Consider the following 23,487-nt stretch of genomic DNA (forward strand, 5'->3'; position numbering starts at 1 on the left):
TTCAGTAACGCTAATAGCGAAAGTTAACTTTATTGGTCGTACGACTGGAACTTTTCGACGCACACCGTTGCTTAACGTCGCCTAACGACACGTGAATACTTCATGAAATAACTTTCATCGCCATTCATTAAAGCTCTCTCGTTTCCAGCAGAAAACCAGTTACTGGAAGGAAAGTATTCGCCTTCGTCTGTTTTGCCGCTGGAGGCAACCATGAACCTCAGATCGTTAAGCATTTCACGCAGGGCCTCCCTGTGTTTTGGCGTCATTACCTTGCTGTTGATCGGTCTGGGAGCCTTCTCCTACGTACAGATCGGCCACCTGCGCGTAGCCGAACAGAACATAGAAGAAAACTCACTGCCCAGCGTTCAGGTCGTCGACGACATTCAGATCGCCCTGCTTCACGCCCGTCTGGAAAGCATCCGCATGCTTGCCAGCAACGATCCGAGCGTACACGCCAGCGCAGAAGCCAAGGTACGGGAAGCGATCGAGGCGCTACGTGCCAACAGCGACTTCTATCAAAAACACCTGCTGTCGGGAGAAGCCGACCGGGCGCAATTCGAAGAAGCCAATAACAAGATGGGCGTCTACATTGACGGCTTGAAACAGGTCGTCGCACTGGACAGCGCTGATCACGAAAGAGCGGTCTCCCTTGCCAACGGAGAACAGGCCCTAAAGGCCGCTGCCTATCAGGAAAAACTCACTGCGCTACGCGGGCACAATGCTGAAGAAGCGGTCGTCTCCGGGAAAGATGCCACTGCAGTCTACGACCACAGCGTCAACGTGTTGATGATTGTGCTGATCGCAGCGTTCCTGCTTACCGTGGTACTCGCGATTGCCCTGACACGCAGCATTGTCGACCCGATCAGCGCCTCGCTGAAACTGGCGGAAGACATCGCCGCCGGTGACCTGACCCGGCAATTGAGCGTTAGCGGCAGTGATGAAGCATCACGCTTGATGACGGCCCTGAACACCATGTCGGGGAACCTGCGCACCACCATTCACGAAATTTCCGGCGCGTCCGCGCAGTTGAGCACTGCCGCCGTCGAGATGACATCGATCACCGAAAGCGCCGACCGCACTCTGCAGCAACAGAACAGCGAAATCGAGCAGGCAGCGACTGCGGTAAACGAAATGAGTGCTGCCGTAGAAGAGGTCGCTCGTAATGCTACGTCGACTTCGCAGGCCGCCCAACAGTCGAGCCTTTCCGCCGATCTGGGTAACCAGCGTGTTAACGAAACCCTGACCGCCATGCAAAACCTGACAGGCCTGGTCGAGGGGTCTTCCGCGCAAGTTACTGCGCTGGCCGGTCAGGCTCAGGACATCAGCAAAGTGCTGGGCGTGATTCGCGGCATTGCCGAACAGACCAACCTGCTGGCACTCAATGCTGCCATCGAAGCTGCGCGTGCCGGCGAACAGGGTCGCGGCTTTGCTGTGGTCGCCGATGAGGTGCGGGCTCTGGCGCATCGTACACAGACGTCCACGCAGGAAGTCGAGCAGATGATTTCGGCAATTCAGGCCGGCTCTTCCGCCACCGTCGAGTCGATGCACAAGAGCACTCAGGAAGTTCACATCACTCGCAAGACCGCAGAAGATGCCGGCGAATCGCTGCGCCAGATCACCGACTCGGTACTCGAGATCAATAACCGTAACCTGCAGATCGCGGCGGCCTCCGAGCAGCAGGCGCATGTAGCGCGTGATGTCGACAGAAGCCTGGTCAGCATTCGCGACCTGGCCGTGCAGAGCAGCGAAGGCACCCGGCAGACCCTGATCGCCAGTACCGAACTTTCGCAGTTGGCGGTCAACCTGAATGATCTGGTTCTGCGCTTCAAGACATAATCCAGGCCTCCACGCCAAGCGGCCATGACAGAAGGGCAGCAGATTCGTCTGCTGCCCTTCTTTTATGGAGTCAGTACAGTTTCGGCAAAAAACCGGCAATGGCTTCTCCTACCGACAGCCCCTCCTTTCAAAACCTGTCAGCCGCGCCTCTCTGCTGACAGCGTTTCAGACGCATTGCCTTCATTAGTTGAAATAGGATCCATAAAGGCCTATTTATGAGCAAAGGCTATTTGAAAAAGCCCGCAACGTTGACATGGGCATAAAACTCATTCAATAGTTGGCGGCGAACAACACGATATTTCATGTAAGCCACGATCAGGTATGACACGATCACTTCCTGCACGGGATCGGCAGCGCCCGGCGTACTGCCAAGGCCGCATCAGTGCTTTTTATGACCAGGGTGACAAATTTTGAACAACAACCTGACTTCAGCAGAGCTGGCAGTCATCAGTGAAATCGAGGCCACTTCCAGTCTTTTACGACTGGTAACCCGGCTGACCGGGCTAAGATTTGCGGCAATTGCCAAAGTAACCGAGGCCAGCTGGACCGCATGCGCTGTTTACGACGAAATCCAGTTCGGGCTGGAAGCCGGTCATCAGCTCAAGCTGGAGACCACGTTCTGCAATGAGCTGCGTCAGCACCGCCAGCCTATCGTAATCAACGAAGTCGCGACCGACCCCGTCTACGCAGAGCATCCCATTACTAAAATGTACGGTTTCCAGAGCTACTTCTCGTTGCCGATCATTTTTCCCAACGGAGATTTCTTCGGCACCCTGTGCGGCCTGGATACCAAGCCTGCGCCACTCGATGACGCCAATACTCTCGATACCCTGAAAGTATTCTGCACGCTGATCGCCAGCACGCTGTACGCGCACTATCAACTGCAGGAAATGCAGGAAGTTACCGCTTAAGGCATGGAATGCCTCAGACGCACAGTTGCCGCTCCATGATCAACGTACGCTCCTCTCCCTCCAGATGCTCCCGCACCACGTTGAAACCCAGCGCCCAGTAGAACCCCTGCGCAGTCAAGGATGACGGTACAACCATCCGCACCGCGCCAGCCTTGCGGGCTACGCGCTCCAGTTCTGCCATCAACAAACGCCCGACACCCCGCCGATGCCGGTCCGGATCGACGAACACGGAGCGCACCACCTCCCCCTCCAGACTGGCAGTGCCCACCACCACGTTGCCCTCTGATGCCACGAATACCAGCCGCTGCTGTATGAGCTGCTCGATCGCAGCCGGGCTGAAACTCAATTGCACGCGCTCGATCACGCTGGCGGGATAATCCCTGGCATTGCTGATTCGCAAGGCCGCCAATACCACGCGACTGATGGCATCGGCGTCGGCTATGCGGGCGGGTCGCACCTCGATATTCATGATGTGCCTCCTGGCTAACTTGCTATGGGTGAGCTCGTTTCCAGCGAAAGTGACAAGCAACACACAAACCCATGCGATGAATGATGTGCTCACCGCGCACGCAAGAAATGCAGACAAAGAGCCTGCGGGACGATGCTCGATTCAGTTTTTTTCGTCCAGTCGACGAATGGTGGTGCTCACAAGATACCGTAAATAAAAGGTCAACCCCTCGCCGTGCGCGGCTTGAACAACGATAGCGTTCAAAAAATCCGATCTGCGGCCGATTAATTGGGATCTCGCCGCTGTGGTCGGAATCTTTTCGTCTGTTAAAGTGAGTTTAGTGATGTCATATAGTCATCATCGAGTACCCATTGAGAATCGTCATGAACGCCAGTGCCCCCATCCCTCTGAATGAAACGCAACGTCTGTTGCGCATCCGGGAACTGTGCGTGCTTGAGGATACGTCCGATGACGTATTCGATGAACTCGTCGCGATGACCGCTGCTTTTTTCGAGGCGCCGATTGCCTTGATCTCGATCGTCGATGAGCACCGTCAGTTTTTCCGCGCCAGGGTGGGCCTGAAAGCTCGTGAAACGCCACGTAACGTGTCCTTCTGCGCCTACACCATCCTTTCCGACACGCTGTTCGAGATTCCCGACGCGACGCTTGATGCGCGCTTCGTGAACAACGGCCTGGTGACCGGCCACCCAGACATCCGCTACTACGCAGGCGCGCCACTGATCACCGATGATGGCATTGCCCTGGGCAGCCTGTGTGTGATCGACACCAAGCCGCGCGAGCCGATGAGCGAATACCAGACGCAGATGCTCAAGCGCTTTGCGTCGCTGGTCATGAAGCGCATCGTCGGCCTCAGGCTCAGTTGCTTCATCGACCAGCCCACCGGCTTGTACAACCGTTCACGCCTGCAGGAAGATATTCATCAGGCAGTGGCATCCAGTGTCGATTATCAGCTGGTCGTGGTGGACATGATTACCTCCGCGTTCCTCAACGACATCGTCAAGGCGCTGGGTTACAGCTTCTCCCAGGACCTGGTGACGGCAATCAAGGGCCGCCTGGAGTGCCTGCTGCCGCCGACCTGTTCCCTGTACAAGGTCAGCCCTACGCGCTTCGGCTTTCTGTTGGCGGGCGACCGCACGCCTGAGCACCTGTTTCGCACCATCCTCAAAGACTTCGAGACACCCGTTGAGTGCCGGGGTATTCCGGTACAGATGCAGGTCGGCCTGGGCGTCGTGACCCTGAACCAGGGTGCAGTCGAAGAGCAGGACTGGATGCGCATGGTGATCAGCGCTGCCGACGATGCCCGCGACCGCGATCTCGGCTGGGCGATGTATGAACCGCACTTCGACGCCGCCCAGCAGCGCGCTTTCAAACTGCTCAGTTCGTTGACCAGAGCGGTGTACGCTCATGATCAACTGCGTCTGGTCTATCAACCGCGCATCGACCTCGACTCCGGCCTGTGTACGTCGGTAGAGGCCTTGCTGCGCTGGAATCACCCGACACTCGGCGCCATCGGACCGGCCGAGTTCGTGCCGCTGGCCGAGAAGACCGCACTGATGCGCCCGCTGAGCCTTTGGGTGCTGACCAGTGCCATCGAACAGGCCGCTCGTTGGCAGCAGCAGGGCTTCGATTTCCGTATTGCGATCAACGTGACGCCCGAAGACCTCACCGGCCCGGCGTTCACCGACCGGATGATCCGCCTGCTGGGCATGCACAAGATCGACCCTACCCGCTTTGAGCTGGAGTTCACCGAAGGCGCGTTGATGCACAACCCGGCAGAGGTGCGCCATCAGCTGGAGCGCATGCGTCAGATGGGCATGGATGTGGCGATCGATGACTTCGGTACGGGCTACAGCAACTGGAATTACCTGCGGCAGCTGCCCGCGACGACGGTCAAGCTCGACCAGTCGCTGATCCGCAATCTGGCGTCCGACAAGACCGATCAGCGTCTGGTCAAGGCATTGATCGGTCTGGCCAAGAAACTCGGATACTGCGTTGTGGCCGAGGGCATCGAAACCGACGAGATTCGTCGTCTGGTCAAGCAATGGGGCTGCGATGAGGGTCAGGGCTACCTGATCGCCAAACCCATGGAAGCCGAGGCGCTGCTGAACTGGATCGGCCCGAACCAACGCCTGCAGAGTGCTGCCCAAGCCGCAGAGGCGGCAGTCGTCCGCGACAAACGGTTATAACGTTAGAACACATCTTCATAACCGTTTACCACACAAGCCGTTATGCTACCCGCCACTTTTTGCCTATGCGTTTGCTTGAAAAAGGTTGGATATGGAAGCGGGTGGTCTGGGTTTCGTCGTTGCAGGGCTGGTAGTCGGTTTCATCGTTGGTATGACCGGAGTCGGTGGCGGCTCGCTGATGACGCCGATACTGTTGTGGTTCGGCATCAATCCGGCGACGGCGGTCGGCACAGACTTGCTGTACGCGGCGATTACCAAATCCGGCGGGGTTCTGGTCCATCGCAAGAACGACAACATCGACTGGAAAGTCACCGGGCTGCTGACCCTGGGCAGCGTCCCGGCGGTGCTCATGACGCTGTGGTTTCTGAGCACCCTGCATACCGCTCCCGAAGCGCTCAACGCGATCATCAAGCAGGCGCTGGGGTTTGTGCTGCTGCTCACCGCCCTCGCCGTCCTGTTCAAGAAAAAACTGCTGGCCTTCGCTCACCGACGCGGAGACGGCTACTCGTTTTTCAGCGGCACCAGCCTGACGGTATTGACCGTGATCACCGGCCTGATTCTCGGCACCATGGTTGCACTCACCTCGATCGGTGCGGGCGCGCTGGGCACGGTAGCGTTGTTCATCCTCTATCCACTGCTGCCAACCCGGCGTCTGGTGGGTACGGAGATCGCCCACGCAGTCCCTCTTACGCTGGTCGCAGGCCTTGGCCATGCGAGCATGGGCAACATGAACTGGGAGTTGCTGGGCTGGCTGTTGATGGGCTCACTGCCCGGTATCTACCTGGGCAGCCACATGGCCGGCCGCGTCTCCGATGACCTGCTACGGCCCTTCCTGGCGATTATGCTGGGCACGATCGGCTTCAAGCTGGCGTTCTGATCGGCGCTTATCCATCAGCCTGTCACATTTCTGAGTCAGGCTTCTCCACGAACACAGCCTTGAAAGCTGCAGAGCCGGTTTGCTTTCAGGCCGTGTGCGCTCATCGGGGAATTGTAATTTTTTGTAGCGAGACACCGATTTTCGGCGCAGGATTTCGTGCGTCTGCTTTAGCGCCGATGACCCGGCAAAGACTTACCCTCACTGAAAGGAGATGCCAACAATGCTCATCCGAATTGAAGAAGGTGTATATGGCGATGCCTGGGTTGTAATACTGGACGACTACCCGGTCAAATGCCGGAGCTGGCAGGAAGCCAGAGAATTTGCCGACCGCATGAAATCCAGAATCGATGCGCCTCATTCGCTGCCGCATCTGGCACACCGCGCAGTCCCTGAAAGAAGCGTACAGGCGATTGCCCGCTAGACCGACTCAATCCCCCGCGAATCATTCGACACAGCGTTGCCACGCAACCGGCGACGCTGTTTCACCCCGTCATGACGCCGCTTTATTATCGATCCACTTCTCGATTCCATGACATCCGTTTCACATCCCCTTCACGTCCGGCTGCGTAAATTGACCCTACTCCTTTGATGAATCCCATTTGGCCCACCCCGTTGTGGGCCATTTTTTTGCCTGCAGAAAAGTGCCGGTACTCCCCCGCTGATCCGGCAGGATCACTCGCCTCGCGCTACGGGCGACGATGACACTGCCAGCACCTGGCTGCTCAATACGTCGGTATTAAGCTCTGCCAGCCGATCACTGCCGGTGCCATTGGCAATGTGATCGCTCCAGGTCGCTACCGACATTGCCATCCAGCCCAGCACAAACAATGCAGCTGCCTGTAATGCCCACTTGGTCATGATCGACATACGCGTTCTCCTTGTTCAGGTCTGAATGGCAAGCATGTAAACACCCCACCATTGCAGAAGAATTGCAGAGATTTTTATTTTTGCCAGCCGGCATTTCACCTTTGTGAGCAAAGGTGTCAAAAAACAGGAGGGGGCGATCTACAAGAGGAAATACCCACGCCCGCAGGCGGGGTATTTTTGAAAAGCGGGGTCAGTACTTGGTGTTTTGCTGCTCAGGTCTTGCCGGTGTGTCCACATGACGCGGACCCGCAACCAGCAGGGCCAGCACGCCAACGATTGGCACGGCAACAACGACAATGATCCACATCAGCTTGTTGCTGGATTGTGTCTTGCTCTTGCGAATACGCAGTACTGCCCAGATGTCCGAAATCACGATCAGGGCGGTCAGCGCTGCGAACAACCACAAATGATTTTCCGATATCCAACCCATTTGAAATCTCCTGCACCATCAACGAAGGCAGCCAGACCGGCTGCCCTACTGTAGAAGAGGTCACAAAGAGCCTTAAAGTTCAGAGAATATTTCGGATTGTGACCGGGTGCTCAGCGCAGACGCAGAGCGTCCAGAACGGCATGCCCAGGCAGAGCATGAGCACGATAGGGGTATTCACCCACATATCGTTCCTCACGCTCCAGCGTGGGCATGCCGTTCGTGACGCTCCGCGTCCCACTCCAGTCAGGTAATCGGTGCCGGGTTGAAGAGCGTGATGTCGTTGTGCAGCCGGTAATGCTCGGTCCAGGTCTTCTTCTTGCCGCTGGCCACGTCCAGGTAGAAGTGGAAAAGCTCCCAGCCCAGATCCTCGATGCTCGCGCGTCCGGTCGCGATGCGCCCGGCATCTATATCGATCAGGTCAGGCCAGCGCTGGGCCAGTTCGGTGCGGGTCGAGACCTTCACTACCGGCGCCATTGCCAGACCATACGGAGTACCGCGCCCGGTGGTGAATACATGCAGGTTCATGCCGGCAGCCAGTTGCAAGGTGCCGCAGACGAAGTCACTGGCCGGTGTCGCGCAGAAGATCAACCCCTTGCCGCTGACCCGCTCGCCAGGGCCGAGTACGCCGTTGATGGCACTGCTGCCTGACTTGACGATCGATCCCAGAGACTTCTCGACGATGTTCGACAACCCGCCCTTCTTGTTGCCCGGCGTGGTGTTGGCGCTGCGATCAGCCTCGCCTTTGGCCAGATAGCGGTCGTACCAGTCCATCTCCCGCACCAGCGCCTGCGCGACGTCCTGATCCTGTGCGCGTGAAGTCAGCAGGTAGATGGCATCGCGCACTTCGGTCACTTCGGAAAACATCACCGTTGCACCGGCGCGAAGCAGCAGGTCCGAGGCGTAACCCAATGCCGGGTTGGCGGTAATGCCGGAAAACGCATCACTGCCGCCGCATTGCATGCCCAGAATCAGCTCCGAAGCGGGAACCGTCTCGCGACGCCGCAAATCCAGCTTTTTCAAACGCGTCTCGGCCAGCTCCATGATCTGTTCGATCATTTCGTTGAAGCCGTGGCTGGAGTCCTGCAGGCGATATAGCCAGGGTTCGCTGAGGTCCACCGAGCTGTCGCCCTCATGCATGACCTGCCCGGCCTGCAACTTCTCACAGCCCAGGCTGATCACCAGTGCCTCGCCGCCCAGATTCGGGTTGCGTGCCAGGTTACGTACCGTACGAATCGGGATGTAAGCATCAGTGGCAGTGATCGCCACGCCGCAGCCGTAGCTGTGGGTCAGCGCCACGACGTCGTCGACGTTCGGGTACTTGGGCAACAACTCGTCACGGATGCGCTTGACCGCATGGTCGAGCACACCGGTCACGCACTGCACGGTGGTGGTGATACCGAGAATGTTGCGAGTACCCACGGTGCCGTCGGCGTTGCGATAGCCTTCGAAGGTGTAACCCTCGAGCGGGGCCTGCTTTTCCGGCACGGCATCAGACATCGGCAGGCTGTCGAGCGCAGGCGCGGAAGGCATGCGCAACTGGTCTTCCCTGACCCAACTGCCACGCGGTATCGGTTGCAGTGCATAGCCGATGGTGTGGCCGTAACGAATCACGGCCTCGCCCACGGCCAGGTCAACGGTACTGACCTTATGGCTCTGCGGTACGTTATCGACAGTGACCAGGCCGTTGTCGAATTCGGTTCCGGCCGGCACACCCTGGTCGTTGACCACGACCACGACGTTATCCAGCGGATGCAGCCGGATATAGCGTGGCGAATCGGCATGTTGAATCAGGTTCATCACGGTTTCCTCAGGATTTTGCTTCGGAAAGGTCGCTGACCGAGTCGTTCAGCAATGGCCCCTTGGCAGGCGGCTCTTTCAATTCCACACGCTTGATTTCACCCACGATGAAAATGTAACTGATCACCGCCAGCAGCGCGTTGGCGCCCACGAACACCAGCGCCCATTTGAACGAGCCGGTGCTGCTGATGATGTAGCCAATCACGATCGGGGTGGTGATCGATGCAATGTTACCGAAGGTGTTGAACAAACCGCCGCTCAAACCGGCGATCTGCTTGGGCGACACGTCGGACATCACAGCCCAGCCCAGCGCGCCCACGCCCTTGCCGAAGAATGCCAGGGCCATGAAGCCCACGACCACCCATTCGATGTCGACGTAGTTGCAGGTCACGATCGAGGTCGACAGCAGCAGGCCGCCGATGATCGGCGCCTTGCGCGCAAAGGTCAGCGAATGGCCCTTGCGCAGCAGGTAGTCGGAAATGATCCCGCCCAACACTCCGCCGATGAAGCCGCAGATCGCTGGCAGAGACGCGATGATGCCGGCCTTGAGGATGGTCATGCCGCGCTCCTGAACCAGGTACACCGGGAACCAGGTCAGGAAGAAGTAGGTAATGCCGTTGATGCAGTACTGGCTGAGGTAGATACCCAGCATCATACGGTTGGTCAGCAACTGACGGATGTAATCCCACTTGGGGCCGCTGCTGGCTGTTTTTTGCGCGCCTTTACCCTTGTCCTGATCCAGATCGACCAGCGCGCCATTGCTGGAAATGTATTCCAGTTCGGCCTCGTTGATCATGGGGTGGTTGCGCGGGCCGTAGATGACCTTCATCCAGATCATGGAGAACACGATACCGAACGCGCCCATCACGACGAACACGTGCTGCCAGCCGTAGGTGTAGACGATCCAGCCCATCAGCGGAGCGAACAGCACGGTGGCGAAGTATTGCGCCGAGTTGAAAATCGCCGAGGCGGTACCGCGTTCGGCGGTCGGAAACCAGGCGGCGACAATGCGCGCGTTACCCGGAAAGGACGGTGCTTCGGCCAGACCGACCATAAAGCGCAGCATGAACAGCGCAACGATGGCCGTGGAGACACCGAACTCGCCCACATAGCCTTGCAGCAGAGTGAACAGTGACCAGGTGAAAATGCTCATGGCGTAGACTTTCTTCGACCCGAATCGGTCGAGCAGCCAGCCACCGGGAATCTGACCGGCCACGTAGGCCCAGCCGAATGCGGAGAAGATATAGCCCAGCGTGACGGCACTGATGCCCAGGTCTTTCTGAATGCTGGAACCAGCGATAGCGATGGTGGCGCGGTCGGCGTAGTTGATCGTGGTGACCAGAAACAGCATCAACAGGATCAAATAGCGGACATGCGTCGGCTTGGACTTTTGCATGGTAGAGCTCCCACTGATTATTTTTTTACGCGGGTAAAGCTGTTTTTGGGTGTAGCGTTACAGGCCCCTTGGCAGCGTCACGGCGACGACATCTGCCACCTGTAAGGGTCATGCCGTGCAACGAAAAAACCGCTGATCGCTCAGCGGCTTTGACGTGGCAGGTGTTACTGCTTGCCCTGCTTGTCCATCAGTGCAGCGAGCATGTCGCACTCGTCTGACGTCAGATCGGTCAACGGTGCGCGCACCGGACCTGCGTCATAACCGGCGATCTTCGCGCCGGCCTTGACGATGCTCACGGCATAACCGGCCTTGCGGTTGCGGATTTCCAGGTAAGGCAGGAAGAAATCGTCGATGTACTTGCCGACCGCCTGATGATCGTCGCGGGCGATGGCGTGGTAGAAGTCCATCGCCAGTTTCGGTACGAAGTTGAACACTGCGGACGAGTAGACCGGCACGCCCAGCGCCTTGTAGGCAGCGGCATAGACTTCAGCGGTCGGCAGGCCGCCCAGGTACGAGAAACGGTCACCGAGACGGCGGCGGATCGAAACCATCAGCTCGATATCACCCAGGCCATCCTTGTAACCGATCAGGTTAGGGCAACGCTCGGCCAGTTGTTCCAGCAGGGTTGGCGTCAGGCGGCAGACGTTACGGTTGTAGACCACCACACCGATCTTCACCGATTTGCACACGGCTTCGACGTGAGCGGCAACACCGTCCTGGCTGGCTTCGGTCAGGTAGTGCGGCAGCAGCAGCAAGCCCTTGGCGCCCAGACGCTCGGCTTCCTGAGCGTACTCGATGGCCTGACGGGTCGCACCGCCTACACCGGCGAGGATTGGCACGCTGGTGGCGCAAGTGTCGACGGCAGTCTTGATGATTTCGGAATATTCGCTGGCAGCCAGGGAGAAAAACTCACCCGTGCCGCCGGCGGCGAACAGAGCGCTTGCGCCATACGGAGCCAGCCACTCGAGGCGTTTGATGTAGCCAGCGCGATGAAAATCGCCCTGGGCATTGAAATCGGTAACCGGGAAAGACAGCAGACCGGAAGAGAGGATGGACTTCAGTTCTTGTGGATTCATTATTCGAACACCCTGGAGGACATAATTGTTAGAGGATCACCGGGTCAGCGCCGATGTCGTAAGTCATCGTACAACTGATAATAAAATCACTCAACAGGGATTTCGGGTTTTTTCAGAGGGAGCGCACGGGGCCCGGTTTTGACTCCTGCGATGCCACGTAGATGTGTGACGCGGAGCGTCAAGACCGGCATTCCCACGCTGGAGCGTGGGGACGATAGTCAAAATCGCAGCCACTGCCGCAAAAGTGCTTTTCTACCACGATGGCACGGACGACGCAGAGTGCGACGTTAGTGACGGCTGAGTCCTGGCACTGATCCGGGGGTAGCCTGGCAGGACGCCAGGCTAGCCGCACCGCGCCATGGATGGCGCGTTGCGGCGCCCCCCGGATCAGTGACAGGGCGAAGGAACCCGACGAAGTCGGGCCGGAAACGGAGCGAAAGGCTTTGGTTACTTTGGCCTCATCAAAGTAACTCGCCGAGGGGCGAAAAGGTGACCTGAGCCAACCCCAAATCCACCTGACAAAGAAAAGCCGCTGTGTGACGCAGAGCGTCACGAACTGCATTCCCACGCGGAGCATGGGAACGATAGTCAAGCGTGAGGAACGATAGATGTCAGGGAGAACACTTATCGTGCCCACGCTCCAGCGTGGGCATGCCGTTCTGGACGCTCTGCGTCCTCTTTTTAAACCTCAAGCCCGCTGCGATTCGGCCTCTTCATGCGCATGGCGCAGGCGTTCGCGGCTGTTGGTCAGGTGCAGGCGCATGGCGGCGCGGGCCGCATCGGAATCCTGGCGGGCGATGGCGTCGAAGATTTCTTCGTGCTCGCGGCTCAGCCGATTCATATAGTGCTGCTGGTCATCATGTGCCAGACGCGCGGAATTGAGCCGGGTACGCGGGATGATGCTGGTGCCCAGGTGGGTCATGATGTCAGTGAAGTAACGATTGCCGGTCGACAAGGCAATCTGCAGATGGAACTGGAAGTCCGAGGCCACGGCATCGGTGGCGTGTGCCGCACTTTCATTGAGCGCGTCCAGCGCCGAACGCATGGCTGCCAGTTGTTCATCACTACGCCGCTGGGCTGCCAGGCCTGCCGACTCGACTTCAAGGCTGATGCGCAATTCGAGAATCGCCAGTACATCGCGCAGGGTGACGATGGTCGCCGGGTCAATCCTGAAGCCACTGGGGCTTGGCGTATCGAGCACGAAGGTGCCGATGCCGTGACGGGTCTCGACCAGACCGGAGGCCTGCAGACGCGAAATCGCCTCACGCACGACCGTCCTGCTGACGCCCTGCTCTTCCATGATTGCGGATTCGGTGGGCAGTTTGTCGCCGCGCTTGAGCTGACCGCTGCGAATACGCTCGGACAGCTCTGTCACCAGCTCCTGCGCGAGGCTGCGGTGTTTTCTGCGGGCGCGGGGCAGAGCGCTTTGATTTTCCATCCAACATCGATCTCTGGACTGCTAAACATGGGCTAATCATAGCTCAGCGGTTGTATGATCACACCCTCAAAAGCGCCGTGTCCCCTATAGCATCGACCTCAAAACGTTGCGGATCACGCTTGCTCGATCAATTTGCCGCTCTCGACGCGCACATGCCGGTCATGGAAGCGTTTCAGGCTGCTGCGGTGCCCGACGCTGATCAGCGTCAGGCCGGGCAGTCCGTCGATGATGGCGCAGTGCATCGCCGTCTCGTCATCTTCGTCCATGGCCGAGGTGGCCTCATCCACATACAGCCAGTTCGGCGCGACCAGCAGGGCACGCGCGAACGCCACCCGCTGCTGCTCGCCCGGTGAGAGAAAACGCTGCCAGTGGTTGCTTTCGTCCAGGCGCGGTATCAGATGCTCCAGACGGCACTGATTCAGTACCTCGGCAAAGCGCTGTGCCGGGTAATGCTCGACAGGCTGTGGATAACTCATCGCCTCACGCAAGGTGCCGATGGGCAGGTAAGGCCGTTGCGGCAGGAACAGCGCCGTGCCGGTGGGCAAGCGAATCTGCCCCGAACCCTCAGGCCAGAGACCGCCCAGCGCCCTCAGCAACGAGCTTTTGCCACTGCCCGAGCGACCGCTGAGCATGACCCGCTCTCCCGCACCGACCTGCAGACTGGCGTCGCTCAGCAACTGACGACCGCCGGCAATGCTCAAGCCCAGATTGCGCAGGTCCAGCGTGTCGTTGCCGTGAATTCTTTCGATGGCCGGCTGCCGACCTTCATTGTCAGTCATGGCCTGGCGGAAGCTCAGCAGACGGTCGCTGGTGGCGCGCCATGACGCCAGCGTGCCATAGGCGCTGATGAACCAGCTGAAGTTCTCCTGCACATTGCCGAATGCCGAGTTGATCTGCATCAGATCACCCAGCTCGATCTTGCCGGCGAAATAGCGTGGCGCGGCCACAATGAAGGGAAAGATCAGCGCAATCTGCGAATAGCCCGAGGTGAAGAACGTCAGCCGCTTCTGGACCTTCATCGAGGCCCGGAAGTTATTCCAGATCATCGTGAAGCGTGCGCTCAGGCGCTGGTTTTCGTTGCGCTCGCCTTCGGACAAGGCAATGCTTTCAGCGTTCTCGCGCACACGCACCAGGGCAAAACGCAGGTCCGCCTCGAATCGCTCCTGCTGGTTGTTCAACGGGATCAGCCGCTTGCCGATCCAGTGGGTCAGCAGGCTGCCCACCAGCGCATAGAGCAAGGCCGCCCAGAACATATAGCCGGGAATGGTCACGCCGAACAGCTCGATACTGCCCGACACGCCCCAGAGAATCACCGAAAACGACACCAGGCTGACCACCGAGCTCATCAGCCCCAGCCCCAGGCTGAGGGTGCTGGTGGTGAACTCGTTGAGGTCTTCGGACAGGCGCTGGTCAGGGTTATCGGTGTAACCGCCCTGCTCCAGCTGGTAGTAATTCTTGTCGGCGAGCCAGCGCGCGAAGTGTTGCTCCGTCAGCCAGCGACGCCAGCGGATGGTCAGCAACTGGGTCAGGTACAGGCGATAGACCGCAGCCAGAATGGCGATCGCGGCGATGCCGCTGAAGTACAGGATCAGGTGGGTGAACGCAGCCAGATCCTTGTTCTGCAGCGCGTTGTAGAAGTCTCGGTACCAGCTGTTGAAGAACACCGAGACCTGCACGCTGAACAGCGACAGTGCGATCACCGAGACCAGCAGCAGCCAGGCAGTGGTCTTTTCCTCACTGCGCCAATATGGCGTTATCAGCTTCCAGACGCGGGGTAAAAATGCTCCTTGCACAGTATCGTTGACGGCAGAATATTCAGCATTGCGATTCATGTGGTTCAGGCTCGCTCTCTTTGAACGTACGATGCCTGAGCACAATGAAGCAAAAAAACGCCTAATCGATCACTATGAAAAAACCTTCATCAACGTCGCACGGGGCGTTTCTGCAACTTGCGCTGCAAGGTCCGGCGATGCATGCCCAGCGCACGCGCAGTCGCTGAAATATTGCCCTCGTGCTCGGTCAGCACGCGCTGGATATGCTCCCACTGCAAGCGGTCCACCGACATCGGATTCTCCGGGACCAGCGTGTCGAGGTTGGCGTGCTCGGACAACAGCGCTGCCAGTACGTCATCAGCGTCAGCCGGTTTGCACAGGTAGTTGCACGCGCCACGCTTGATCGCTTCGACCGCCGTGGCAATGCTCGAATAACCGGTGAGAATCACCACGCGCATCTCCGGGTCCATTTCCAGCAGCTTGGGCAGCAGCACCAGACCGGAGTCGCCGTCCATCTTCAGGTCCAGCGCGGCGTATTCGGGGATGTCCTGTTGCGCCAGGGCCAGCCCTTCTTCAGCCGAGCCGGCGGTGCTCACGCGAAAACCACGACGGCTCATGGCCCTCGCCATCACACGGGTGAACGTCGCGTCGTCATCGACCAGCAACAGGTGCGGCAGCTCTTCGCCTTCGACCTGGATGTCATCGTCACTCATGCTTCTTCTCCTCGCGTATCTCGGGGCAGGCGCAGCTCGGTGAGCGTACCGCCTTCTTCATGACTGTAGAGCTTCACCGAGCCACCCGCACGGGTGACGCTGGCCTTGCTCAGGAACAGACCCAGGCCGAAACCTTTGCCCTTGGTAGTAAAGAACGGTTTGCCGATCTGTTCGGCAATCGCCAGCGGCACACCCGCGCCATGGTCGCGAATGCTGATGCAGATTTCCGCACTGTCCCAGTCCAGGTTGACTTCAAGGCCATCGGGGCAGGCATCGGCAGCGTTGTTGAGCAGGTTGAGCAGCGCCTGAGTCAGGTCCGGCGGCGGCGCCAGCATCGGCGCTTCGCCCTTGCCCAGCTTATAGAAACGGTAACTCACTTCCGGGCGCATCAGATGCCAGCGGTTGAGGGACTCATCCAGCCAGCGGGTGGCAGCCTGATATTCGACAGCCATACGCCGATTGGCTTCGGCGGCGCGCACCAGTTGCTGCAGGGTCTGCTTGCACTGCTTGACCTGCTCCTGCAGCACGGACAGGTCATCCTGCAAGGCCGGGTCACTGTGATCCTGGCGCATTTCCTTGAGCAGCACGCTCATGGTTGCCAGCGGCGTTCCCAATTCATGGGCAGCCCCTGCGGCCTGGGTCGCGACGGCGAGCAACTGCTGATCACGCAGGCCTTCTTCGCGACGCTCGGCACGCAGTTGCTCCTGACGACGCAACTCTTCGGCCATCTTCGCGGCAAAGAAGGTGATGACCGCCGCCGCCAGGGCAAAACTCAACCACATGCCGTAGATCTGCATGTTTTCCCGGGCGATGGAGTCGGTTTCCAGCGGGTAGGAACGCACCATCAACAAGGTGTACATGCTCAGCGCAAAGCCGGACAGGATCAGCGAGTAGCGCCACGGCAGCGTGGCAGCGGCGATAGTCAGCGGCACCAGATAATAGGAAACGAACGGGTTGGCCGAGCCGCCCGAGTAATACAGCAGCGCGCTGTGGATCAGCAGGTCCAGCGCCAGTTGCAGCGCATATTCAAGCTCGGTGAGCGGCAGCGAGGTGCGCAGACGGATGACCGTCAGCCCGCAGAGCACCAGTGAGCAGCCCAGGGTGATCGACAGTTGCAGCCAGGGCAACGGCAGAAAGTCGAACAGCCAGGCCATACCGACCGAGCCGGCCTGCGCGGCCAGCACCAGAATACGGATGAATGTCAGGCGCCACAGGTTTTGTCGTGTGGCTGAAAGCATTTGAACGGGGGCGAGCATGAGCTCTCCTGATGAGTGCTCCAGGCGGATCGCAGCGAGTATAACCAAGCGGGAGGCAAAACTGAAAAAGTGCGTCAACGCACCGCACGCCAGGGCACTCGGTCATCGCAGGAACCGGGCCAAAGCGCTACAGTCAGAACACTTTGCGCCGCCCGACAACTGTCGGCGGCCGTTTGATAACAAGGAGCTCTCATGTTCAACCTTCGCCCTGCCGCCACCCTCGTCGCGCTGGCCGCTGCTCTGTCCAGCCTGCCCGCCATGGCTGAAGAAGCCCGTTACAACCAGATTTCACTGCGCGCCGAGGTCAACCAGGAGGTGCAGCGCGACCTGATGCTCGTCACGCTGTACACCGAAGCGCAGGACATCGACCCGGCCAAACTGGCCGCGCAGATCACCGAGACGCTGAACAAGGCATTGGGTCAGGCGCGCCAGGTCAAGGACGTGAAGATCCGCCAGGGCAGCCGCAACAGCTACCCGGTCTACGACGATAAAGGCCAGAAGATCACCGGCTGGCGTGAACGTGCCGAACTGCGCCTGGAAAGTGCAGACTTCGCCGTGCTGTCCAAGCTGACCGGCGAGCTGCTGACCGACCTGAAAATGGGCGGCATGGACTTCTCGATCTCGCCATCGACGCGCAAGACCAGCGAAGACGCCCTGCTCAAGGACGCGGTGACCGCATTCAAGGCTCGCGCGCAACTGGTCACCGAAGCGTTGGGTGGTACGGGCTACAAGCTGGTCAACCTGAACCTGAATACCTCGGGCTACCCGCAGCCGTATCTGCGCGCGCCGGTCATGATGATGGCAAAGTCTTCGCGTGCAGACTCGGCACCGACACCCGATGTCGAAGCGGGCACCAGCCAGGTCAGCGTTGCGGCAGATGGCGTGATTGAAGTCGCGATTCCGTGAATGACAGGGCGGTAGTATCGACTGCCGCCCTTTTCCACGCTCCCCTCCTCCTGACTCCCCCCTCTTGCTCGGCAATCTCCTACGTTGGCTGATGCCCCGCCTGATTGTCGGTAATCTCGCGGCTCGCGAAACTTGCCATCTCACTTCCGAGCACTATCGCCTTGGCTGAGCGAACCGGCCAACGCGCGCTTGCCATCAAGGAATCAAGGATGAATCCCCCGCATAACGCTTCCCGCAACCCTGCCACTGTCAACGATCAGGGCATGAATACCCATCGCGAACCGCTTCCAACCCCCTTGAGATTCGAAGCCGGTGATGGCGACAAACACAAACATACCCATGGCGCTATCGAAGCCGTTCTCGAATCTGCAGGTTTCAGGCCTGAGGAAATCCGCGCGATCTATTTCGGCAACTGGCTGCGCGACTACTCGCAGTTGCTTGATCCGAAAATCGTCAGGGCGACAAGCATGCCGAAAAGCTTCCCTGACCTGCTTTCCCGTGACGCACTGACGCGCATTGTGGACGTGCTGGCAGTCAAGGAATTCACCGATCTGATGAAGGCAGACCGCTCGCGCTTCGTCGTGACCGCAGAGCGCCTCGGCGTCTATCGTCCTGCTGAACACATCGACAACCCCAGAACCCCCGCCCCCAAACCGGCCAATCCAAAAGAACGCGACGCCGACTTCGACGCCTGGGTGCTGCCTGACGATCCGCTATTGAAGGTCGACCCTGACACCTCGATGAAACGCTACATTCAGCGCTCGGTGGAGGTGATGGCTGCGGGGCTGGAATCGGCCGTCAATGGCGGCCCCGGCTCTACAGACGGTTTGCGCGACATGGGCGCGGCGCTGCACATTCTCGAAGACTTCTTCGCCCACTCCAACTTCGCCGAACTCAGCCTGATCAAACTCGGCCATGAGCGCATTCTGCCCTGGACGTCCGAAGCAGACTGCAAGCACCGTCTGCCGCTGGTAACCGGTACGTTCGGTGGCAGCGATATCATCGCCAGCCTCGCTGAGCCGCTTGGCAGGATTCTGTTCTCGACAGACGAAAAACCGTTCGAAGCGATCAAGGCTGGAGAACGTTACGAGCGCGACCAGATTATTCAGATCGTTCTGGGCGAGCACCCTGATCCGCGACTGCTCACGGGTTACGAAGCCTTTCTCGAAGCGCGGGACCAGTGGGCCAGCCAGCCGTTCTCCGAACAGGTCGAACAGTTCTACGCCTTCGTCGGTACGCCGGGGCGATTGCTTGGCAATGCATTTGGCACCGTCATGCAAAGTCTGGCCATCTGGCTTGGCAACAGCGTCGACGACCTGCAGACCCTGCTCGACGAAGACCCCAATAGCAGCGGCTCGACCGATCCGTCACATTCGCAACTGGCCAAGGATCATGCGCAGCACCCGCTGCATGTGCTTGCCGCAACCCTCGCCAGAAAGGCCGTGCTGCAAGTAGGTCAGGCCGTTCTGGGCCAATGGCATGGCAAGGAAGGCGCCGAACAACCGGTCCGGGTAGCCACGCGGTTCTTCACTCATCCCATGGACTGCGACTGGCAGGACGCGATTGTCCGGGAATGGGCCGAGGCCAATCCAGAACAGGTCGAGCGGGCGACACTCAAGAGCGAGCTGGACCAGTCCAGAATCCAATTGCAGCAAAGCACGAAAAAGGACTTGCAGCGTTTTAGTCAGGACGGCAGCAATTTTCTGGACGTGTTTTTTGAAAGTGTGTCGCTGGCAGACCTTTGGGCGAGGATTACCGGCAAGTAAGCGTATTGTCCGACCCCGACCAAGTACGGCACTATCCGTTGTCTAGCTGATTGTCGACTTTCAAGCACGGTTACTGCCGTACCACGCGAGGGATCCATGGGACACACACTTTTCAAACCGCTGCTGCTGACCACCGCGCTGCTGGCCTGCGCGCCTTTGGCCCACGCGGCAAGCACGCTGGTGTATTGCTCTGAAGCCAGCCCGGCCGGTTTCGACCCCAGCCAGTACACCAGCGGCACCGACTTCGATGCCTCGGCCGAAACCGTTTTCAACCGTCTGACCCAGTTCAAGCGTGGCGGTACGGAAGTGGAGCCGGGTCTGGCCACGCGCTGGGACGTTTCGCCGGATGGCCTGACCTACACCTTTCACCTGCGCGATGGCGTGAAATTCCATACCACGGATTATTTCACCCCGACGCGCACGTTCAACGCCGATGACGTGCTGTTCACCTTCAACCGCCTGCTCGATGCCAACCACCCGTTCCGCAAGGCGTATCCGTCCGAGTCGCCCTACTTCACCGACATGGGCCTGAATACGACGATCAAGAGCGTCGAGAAAGTCGACCCGCTGACCGTCAAGTTCACCCTGAACAACATCGATGCGGCCTTCGTGCAGAACCTGGCCATGAGCTTCGCATCCATTCAGTCTGCCGAGTACGCAGACAAGCTGCTCAAGGAAGGCAAGGCCGAAGACCTGAACCAGAAGCCCATCGGCACTGGTCCGTTCGTCTTCAAGCGCTACCAGAAGGATTCGCAGATCCGTTACGTCGGCAATACCCAGTACTGGAAGCCGGAGGATGTGAAGATCGACAACCTGATCTTCTCGATCAGCAGTGATGCCGCCGTGCGCCTGCAGAAGCTCAAGGCCAACGAATGCCAGGTCAGCGGCTATCCGCGTCCACAGGACATCGAGGAGATGAAAAAGGACCCGAAACTCAAGGTCCTCAGCCAGCCAGGCTTCAACCTGGGCTTCGTGGCCTACAACGTTACGCATCCGCCGCTGGATCAGCTCAAGGTCCGCCAGGCGCTGGACATGGCCATCGACAAGCCGGCGATCATCAAAGCGGTTTATCAGAGCGCGGGCCAGCTGGCTGAAAATGCGCTGCCGCCGGGTCAGTGGAGCTTCGATCCGACCATCAAGGACGCCCCGCACGACCTGACCAAAGCCAGGCAGCTGCTCAAGGAAGCAGGTGTAGCGCCGGGTACCAAAATCGACCTGTGGGCCATGACTGTGCAGCGCGCGTCGAACCCCAATGCACGCATGTCGGCACAGATGATCCAGTCCGACTGGGAGAAAATCGGTATCAAGGCCAACATCGTCAGCTATGAATGGGGCGAATACATCAAGCGCGCCAAGGCCGGCGAGCATGACGCGATGATTTACGGCTGGACCGGTGATAACGGTGACCCCGACAACTGGCTCGGCGTGCTTTACAGCTGCGCAGCCGTCAAAGGCAGCAACTACGCCAAATGGTGCGACCCGGCCTATGACAAGCTGGTGCAGCAGGCCAAGCTGACCAGCAACCGCGATGAACGCATCAAGCTCTATCAACAGGCTCAACACATTCTCAAGCAGCAGGTGCCGATCACCCCGATTGCCAACTCCAAGGTGTTTCAGCCGATGCGCCAGGAAGTGCAGGACTTCAAGATCAGTCCCTTCGGTCTGACACCCTTTTATGGTGTCAGCCTGGGAACAGTGAAGTAACAACACAGCGCCAACCGGGTGCATTTTTCTCACCCGGTTGCGCCTTATTGGTGCGCGAAATAATCGAAAAAGCGTCGCGCAAACGATCAACTACCAAGAAAGTTACACTTTCGCGACATTCCTGTACGATCGTGCCACTCTTTGTCGCTTCTTTCGCCTCACTGTCTTGCTTTGGGTATGGCCCCTGCATAAGTATCGGACGGATCGGCTCACGAGGTCGTTCCCTCTAATCAAAAATGACAACAACTGAGGCAACCATGCTCAAACACGCGGTCATTCCGTTTCTGGTCGGCGCCAGCTTGCTCGCCAGCGCACCTTTCGCTCACGCGGCATCGAATCTGGTGTTCTGTTCCGAGGGCAGCCCAGCGGGCTTCGATCCGGGTCAATACACCACTGGTACTGACTTCGACGCCTCGGCAGAGACCATCTTCAACCGCCTGAGTCAGTTTGAGCGCGGCGGCACCGCCGTAGTGCCGGGCCTGGCGACCAAATGGGACATCTCCGAAGATGGTCTGACGTACACCTTCCACCTTCGCGAAGGCGTCAAATTCCACACCACGCCGTACTTCAAGCCGACCCGTGAATTCAATGCCGATGACGTGCTGTTCACGTTCAATCGCATGATCGACAAGGACATGCCTTACCGCAAAGCGTACCCGACCGAATTCCCGTACTTCACCGATATGGCGATGGACACCAACATCAAGAAGATCGAGAAGATCGACGATCACACCGTCAAGTTCGTGCTGGGCATGGTCGACGCCGCGTTCATCCAGAACATGGCGATGAGCTTCGCGTCCATCCAGTCCGCAGAGTACGCCGCCAAGCTGCTCAAGGAAGGCAAGCCGGAGCTGATCAATCAGCAGCCGATCGGCACTGGCCCGTTCGTGTTCAAGAGCTACCAGAAAGACTCCAACATCCGTTACACCGGCAACAAGGATTACTGGAAGCCTGAGGACGTCAAGGTCGACAATCTGATCTTCGCCATCACCACCGATGCTTCGGTGCGCATGCAGAAGCTCAAGAAAAACGAATGCCAGATCACCGCCTACCCGCGTCCTGCCGACCTCGAACCGCTCAAGGCTGACAAGAACCTGAAGATGCCTGATCAGGCGGGCTTCAACCTGGGTTACATCGCCTACAACGTGATGCCTCAGATCAAGGGCGAAGACCATCCAAACCCGCTGGCTCAGTTGGAAGTGCGTCAGGCGCTGGACATGGCGGTCAACAAGCAGCAGATCATCGACTCCGTTTACCAGGGTGCTGGTCAATTGGCGGTCAACGCCATGCCGCCGACCCAGTGGTCCTATGACACCACCATCAAGGACGCCAAGTACGATCCCGAGAAAGCTCGCCAGCTGCTCAAGGAAGCCGGCATCAAGGAAGGCACCGAAATCACCCTGTGGGCGATGCCGGTTCAGCGTCCTTACAACCCCAACGCCAAACTGATGGCCGAAATGCTCCAGTCCGACTGGAAGAAGATCGGTATCAACGCCAAGATCGTCAGCTATGAATGGGGCGAGTACATCAAGCGCGCCAAGAATGGCGAGAACGGCGCCATGCTGATTGGCTGGAGCGGTGACAATGGTGACCCGGACAACTGGCTCGGCACCCTGTTCGGCTGCGACGCCGTCAATGGCAACAACTTTGCCAAATGGTGCGACAAGCCGTTCGACACGCTGATCCATCAGGCCAAGCAAACGTCCGATCAGGCCGAGCGCACCAAACTGTACAAGCAGGCGCAACACCTCCTGAAAGACGCCGTGCCAATGACGCCTATTGCGCACTCGACGGTCTATCAACCCATGAGCTCCAAAGTACAGGACTTCAAGATCAGCCCGTTTGGCTTGAACTCCTTTTACGGTGTGAGCGTGAGCGGCAAGTAAAAGCGACTGTTTGCTGCGCCGCTCACCCGGCGCAGCAAACCGCTCTACTTGAATATAAGCCCCGAGCGATGGGTTGAAACGTGCCGATAACGGCATTCTTCTACTATCACTAAGATATTTCCTACGAGCTTTGCAGCCTTCGAGCCTATATACCGCGTGCCTCTGACGACTTACCGTCGAAGGGCAGCGGCAATGGCGGGA

General features: G+C 58.8%; 19 protein-coding genes and 1 pseudogene. 10 read left to right on the forward strand and 10 right to left on the reverse strand.

What is annotated here, in order from left to right; translation table 11 throughout:
- Positions 1–210: 210 nt before the first annotated feature.
- The 3 genes and pseudogenes from KUIN1_RS28815 to KUIN1_RS22085 all read left to right on the forward strand — a co-directional run.
- Positions 211–978, forward strand: a pseudogene (locus tag KUIN1_RS28815) (MCP four helix bundle domain-containing protein); the annotation flags it as partial.
- Between the two features lie 69 nt (positions 979–1,047).
- Entirely contained in the window at positions 1,048–1,836 is a 789-nt protein-coding gene (locus KUIN1_RS28820; protein ID WP_419178099.1) for a methyl-accepting chemotaxis protein, read from the forward strand.
- A gap of 410 nt (positions 1,837–2,246) precedes the next feature.
- On the forward strand, positions 2,247–2,747 hold the full coding sequence (locus KUIN1_RS22085) for a GAF domain-containing protein (protein WP_004411778.1): 501 nt from the start codon (positions 2,247–2,249) through the stop codon (positions 2,745–2,747).
- A 13-nt stretch (positions 2,748–2,760) separates the two neighbouring features.
- Here the strand turns inward: KUIN1_RS22085 and KUIN1_RS22090 are convergent, their stop codons facing one another.
- Positions 2,761–3,216 carry a GNAT family N-acetyltransferase gene (locus KUIN1_RS22090; RefSeq protein ID WP_116886278.1) on the reverse strand — a complete coding sequence of 152 codons (456 nt, stop codon included), beginning with the start codon at positions 3,214–3,216 and terminating at the stop codon, positions 2,761–2,763.
- A 362-nt stretch (positions 3,217–3,578) separates the two neighbouring features.
- Here KUIN1_RS22090 and KUIN1_RS22095 point away from each other — a divergent pair, with 362 nt between their 5' ends.
- From KUIN1_RS22095 to KUIN1_RS22105, 3 genes are all read left to right on the forward strand, one after another.
- A complete protein-coding gene (locus KUIN1_RS22095; protein ID WP_003400070.1) occupies positions 3,579–5,402 on the forward strand; it encodes a sensor domain-containing phosphodiesterase in 1,824 nt (607 codons plus the stop codon).
- A gap of 91 nt (positions 5,403–5,493) precedes the next feature.
- On the forward strand, positions 5,494–6,279 hold the full coding sequence (locus KUIN1_RS22100) for a sulfite exporter TauE/SafE family protein (protein WP_003400068.1): 786 nt from the start codon (positions 5,494–5,496) through the stop codon (positions 6,277–6,279).
- A 220-nt stretch (positions 6,280–6,499) separates the two neighbouring features.
- Positions 6,500–6,700, forward strand: coding sequence for a hypothetical protein (locus tag KUIN1_RS22105; protein ID WP_003400066.1), 201 nt, complete (start codon positions 6,500–6,502; stop codon positions 6,698–6,700).
- Between the two features lie 251 nt (positions 6,701–6,951).
- On the opposite strand, the gene KUIN1_RS22110 is transcribed toward KUIN1_RS22105, so the two are convergent.
- From KUIN1_RS22110 to KUIN1_RS22165, 9 genes are all read right to left on the reverse strand, one after another.
- Positions 6,952–7,146 carry a hypothetical protein gene (locus KUIN1_RS22110; RefSeq protein ID WP_003400064.1) on the reverse strand — a complete coding sequence of 65 codons (195 nt, stop codon included), beginning with the start codon at positions 7,144–7,146 and terminating at the stop codon, positions 6,952–6,954.
- A gap of 190 nt (positions 7,147–7,336) precedes the next feature.
- Positions 7,337–7,576: a PLDc N-terminal domain-containing protein gene (locus KUIN1_RS22115; protein ID WP_003400063.1), complete on the reverse strand. Its 240-nt coding sequence runs from the start codon at positions 7,574–7,576 to the stop codon at positions 7,337–7,339.
- A gap of 243 nt (positions 7,577–7,819) precedes the next feature.
- Complete coding sequence (garD, locus tag KUIN1_RS22125; RefSeq protein WP_003368648.1) at positions 7,820–9,373, reverse strand: galactarate dehydratase; 1,554 nt, start codon at positions 9,371–9,373, stop codon at positions 7,820–7,822.
- 10 nt (positions 9,374–9,383) lie between these two features.
- Entirely contained in the window at positions 9,384–10,769 is a 1,386-nt protein-coding gene (locus tag KUIN1_RS22130; protein ID WP_116886279.1) for an MFS transporter, read from the reverse strand.
- A gap of 164 nt (positions 10,770–10,933) precedes the next feature.
- On the reverse strand, positions 10,934–11,845 hold the full coding sequence (gene kdgD / locus KUIN1_RS22135; protein ID WP_004411794.1) for a 5-dehydro-4-deoxyglucarate dehydratase: 912 nt from the start codon (positions 11,843–11,845) through the stop codon (positions 10,934–10,936).
- A 688-nt stretch (positions 11,846–12,533) separates the two neighbouring features.
- Entirely contained in the window at positions 12,534–13,283 is a 750-nt protein-coding gene (locus KUIN1_RS22145) for a FadR/GntR family transcriptional regulator (protein ID WP_003400058.1), read from the reverse strand.
- Between the two features lie 113 nt (positions 13,284–13,396).
- Positions 13,397–15,115 (reverse strand): ABC transporter ATP-binding protein/permease, encoded by a 1,719-nt coding sequence (locus tag KUIN1_RS22150; protein WP_011268906.1) that lies wholly within the window; start codon positions 15,113–15,115, stop codon positions 13,397–13,399.
- A gap of 89 nt (positions 15,116–15,204) precedes the next feature.
- Positions 15,205–15,768, reverse strand: a complete 564-nt coding sequence (locus KUIN1_RS22160; RefSeq protein WP_003400057.1) for a response regulator transcription factor — start codon at positions 15,766–15,768, stop codon at positions 15,205–15,207.
- The gene (locus KUIN1_RS22165; protein ID WP_024640040.1) at positions 15,765–17,024 is read right to left on the reverse strand and encodes an ATP-binding protein; all 1,260 of its coding nucleotides are present in this window, start codon (positions 17,022–17,024) and stop codon (positions 15,765–15,767) included. The genes KUIN1_RS22160 and KUIN1_RS22165 overlap by 4 nt, the downstream gene beginning before the upstream one ends.
- 192 nt (positions 17,025–17,216) lie before the next feature.
- Between KUIN1_RS22165 and KUIN1_RS22170 the strand changes: the two genes are divergently transcribed.
- From KUIN1_RS22170 to KUIN1_RS22185, 4 genes are all read left to right on the forward strand, one after another.
- Positions 17,217–17,930 (forward strand): SIMPL domain-containing protein, encoded by a 714-nt coding sequence (locus KUIN1_RS22170; RefSeq protein ID WP_024642518.1) that lies wholly within the window; start codon positions 17,217–17,219, stop codon positions 17,928–17,930.
- Between the two features lie 209 nt (positions 17,931–18,139).
- Positions 18,140–19,696, forward strand: coding sequence for an HET-C-related protein (locus KUIN1_RS22175; protein ID WP_103359945.1), 1,557 nt, complete (start codon positions 18,140–18,142; stop codon positions 19,694–19,696).
- A 96-nt stretch (positions 19,697–19,792) separates the two neighbouring features.
- A complete protein-coding gene (locus tag KUIN1_RS22180) occupies positions 19,793–21,400 on the forward strand; it encodes an ABC transporter substrate-binding protein (RefSeq protein ID WP_024652359.1) in 1,608 nt (535 codons plus the stop codon).
- Positions 21,401–21,657: 257 nt separating this feature from the next.
- A complete protein-coding gene (locus KUIN1_RS22185) occupies positions 21,658–23,286 on the forward strand; it encodes an ABC transporter substrate-binding protein (protein WP_011268911.1) in 1,629 nt (542 codons plus the stop codon).
- The last annotated feature ends 201 nt before the right edge of the window (positions 23,287–23,487 follow it).

The sequence above is a fragment of the Pseudomonas sp. KUIN-1 genome, from assembly GCF_009176725.1.
Taxonomy (GTDB): Bacteria; Pseudomonadota; Gammaproteobacteria; order Pseudomonadales; family Pseudomonadaceae; genus Aquipseudomonas; species Aquipseudomonas fragariae.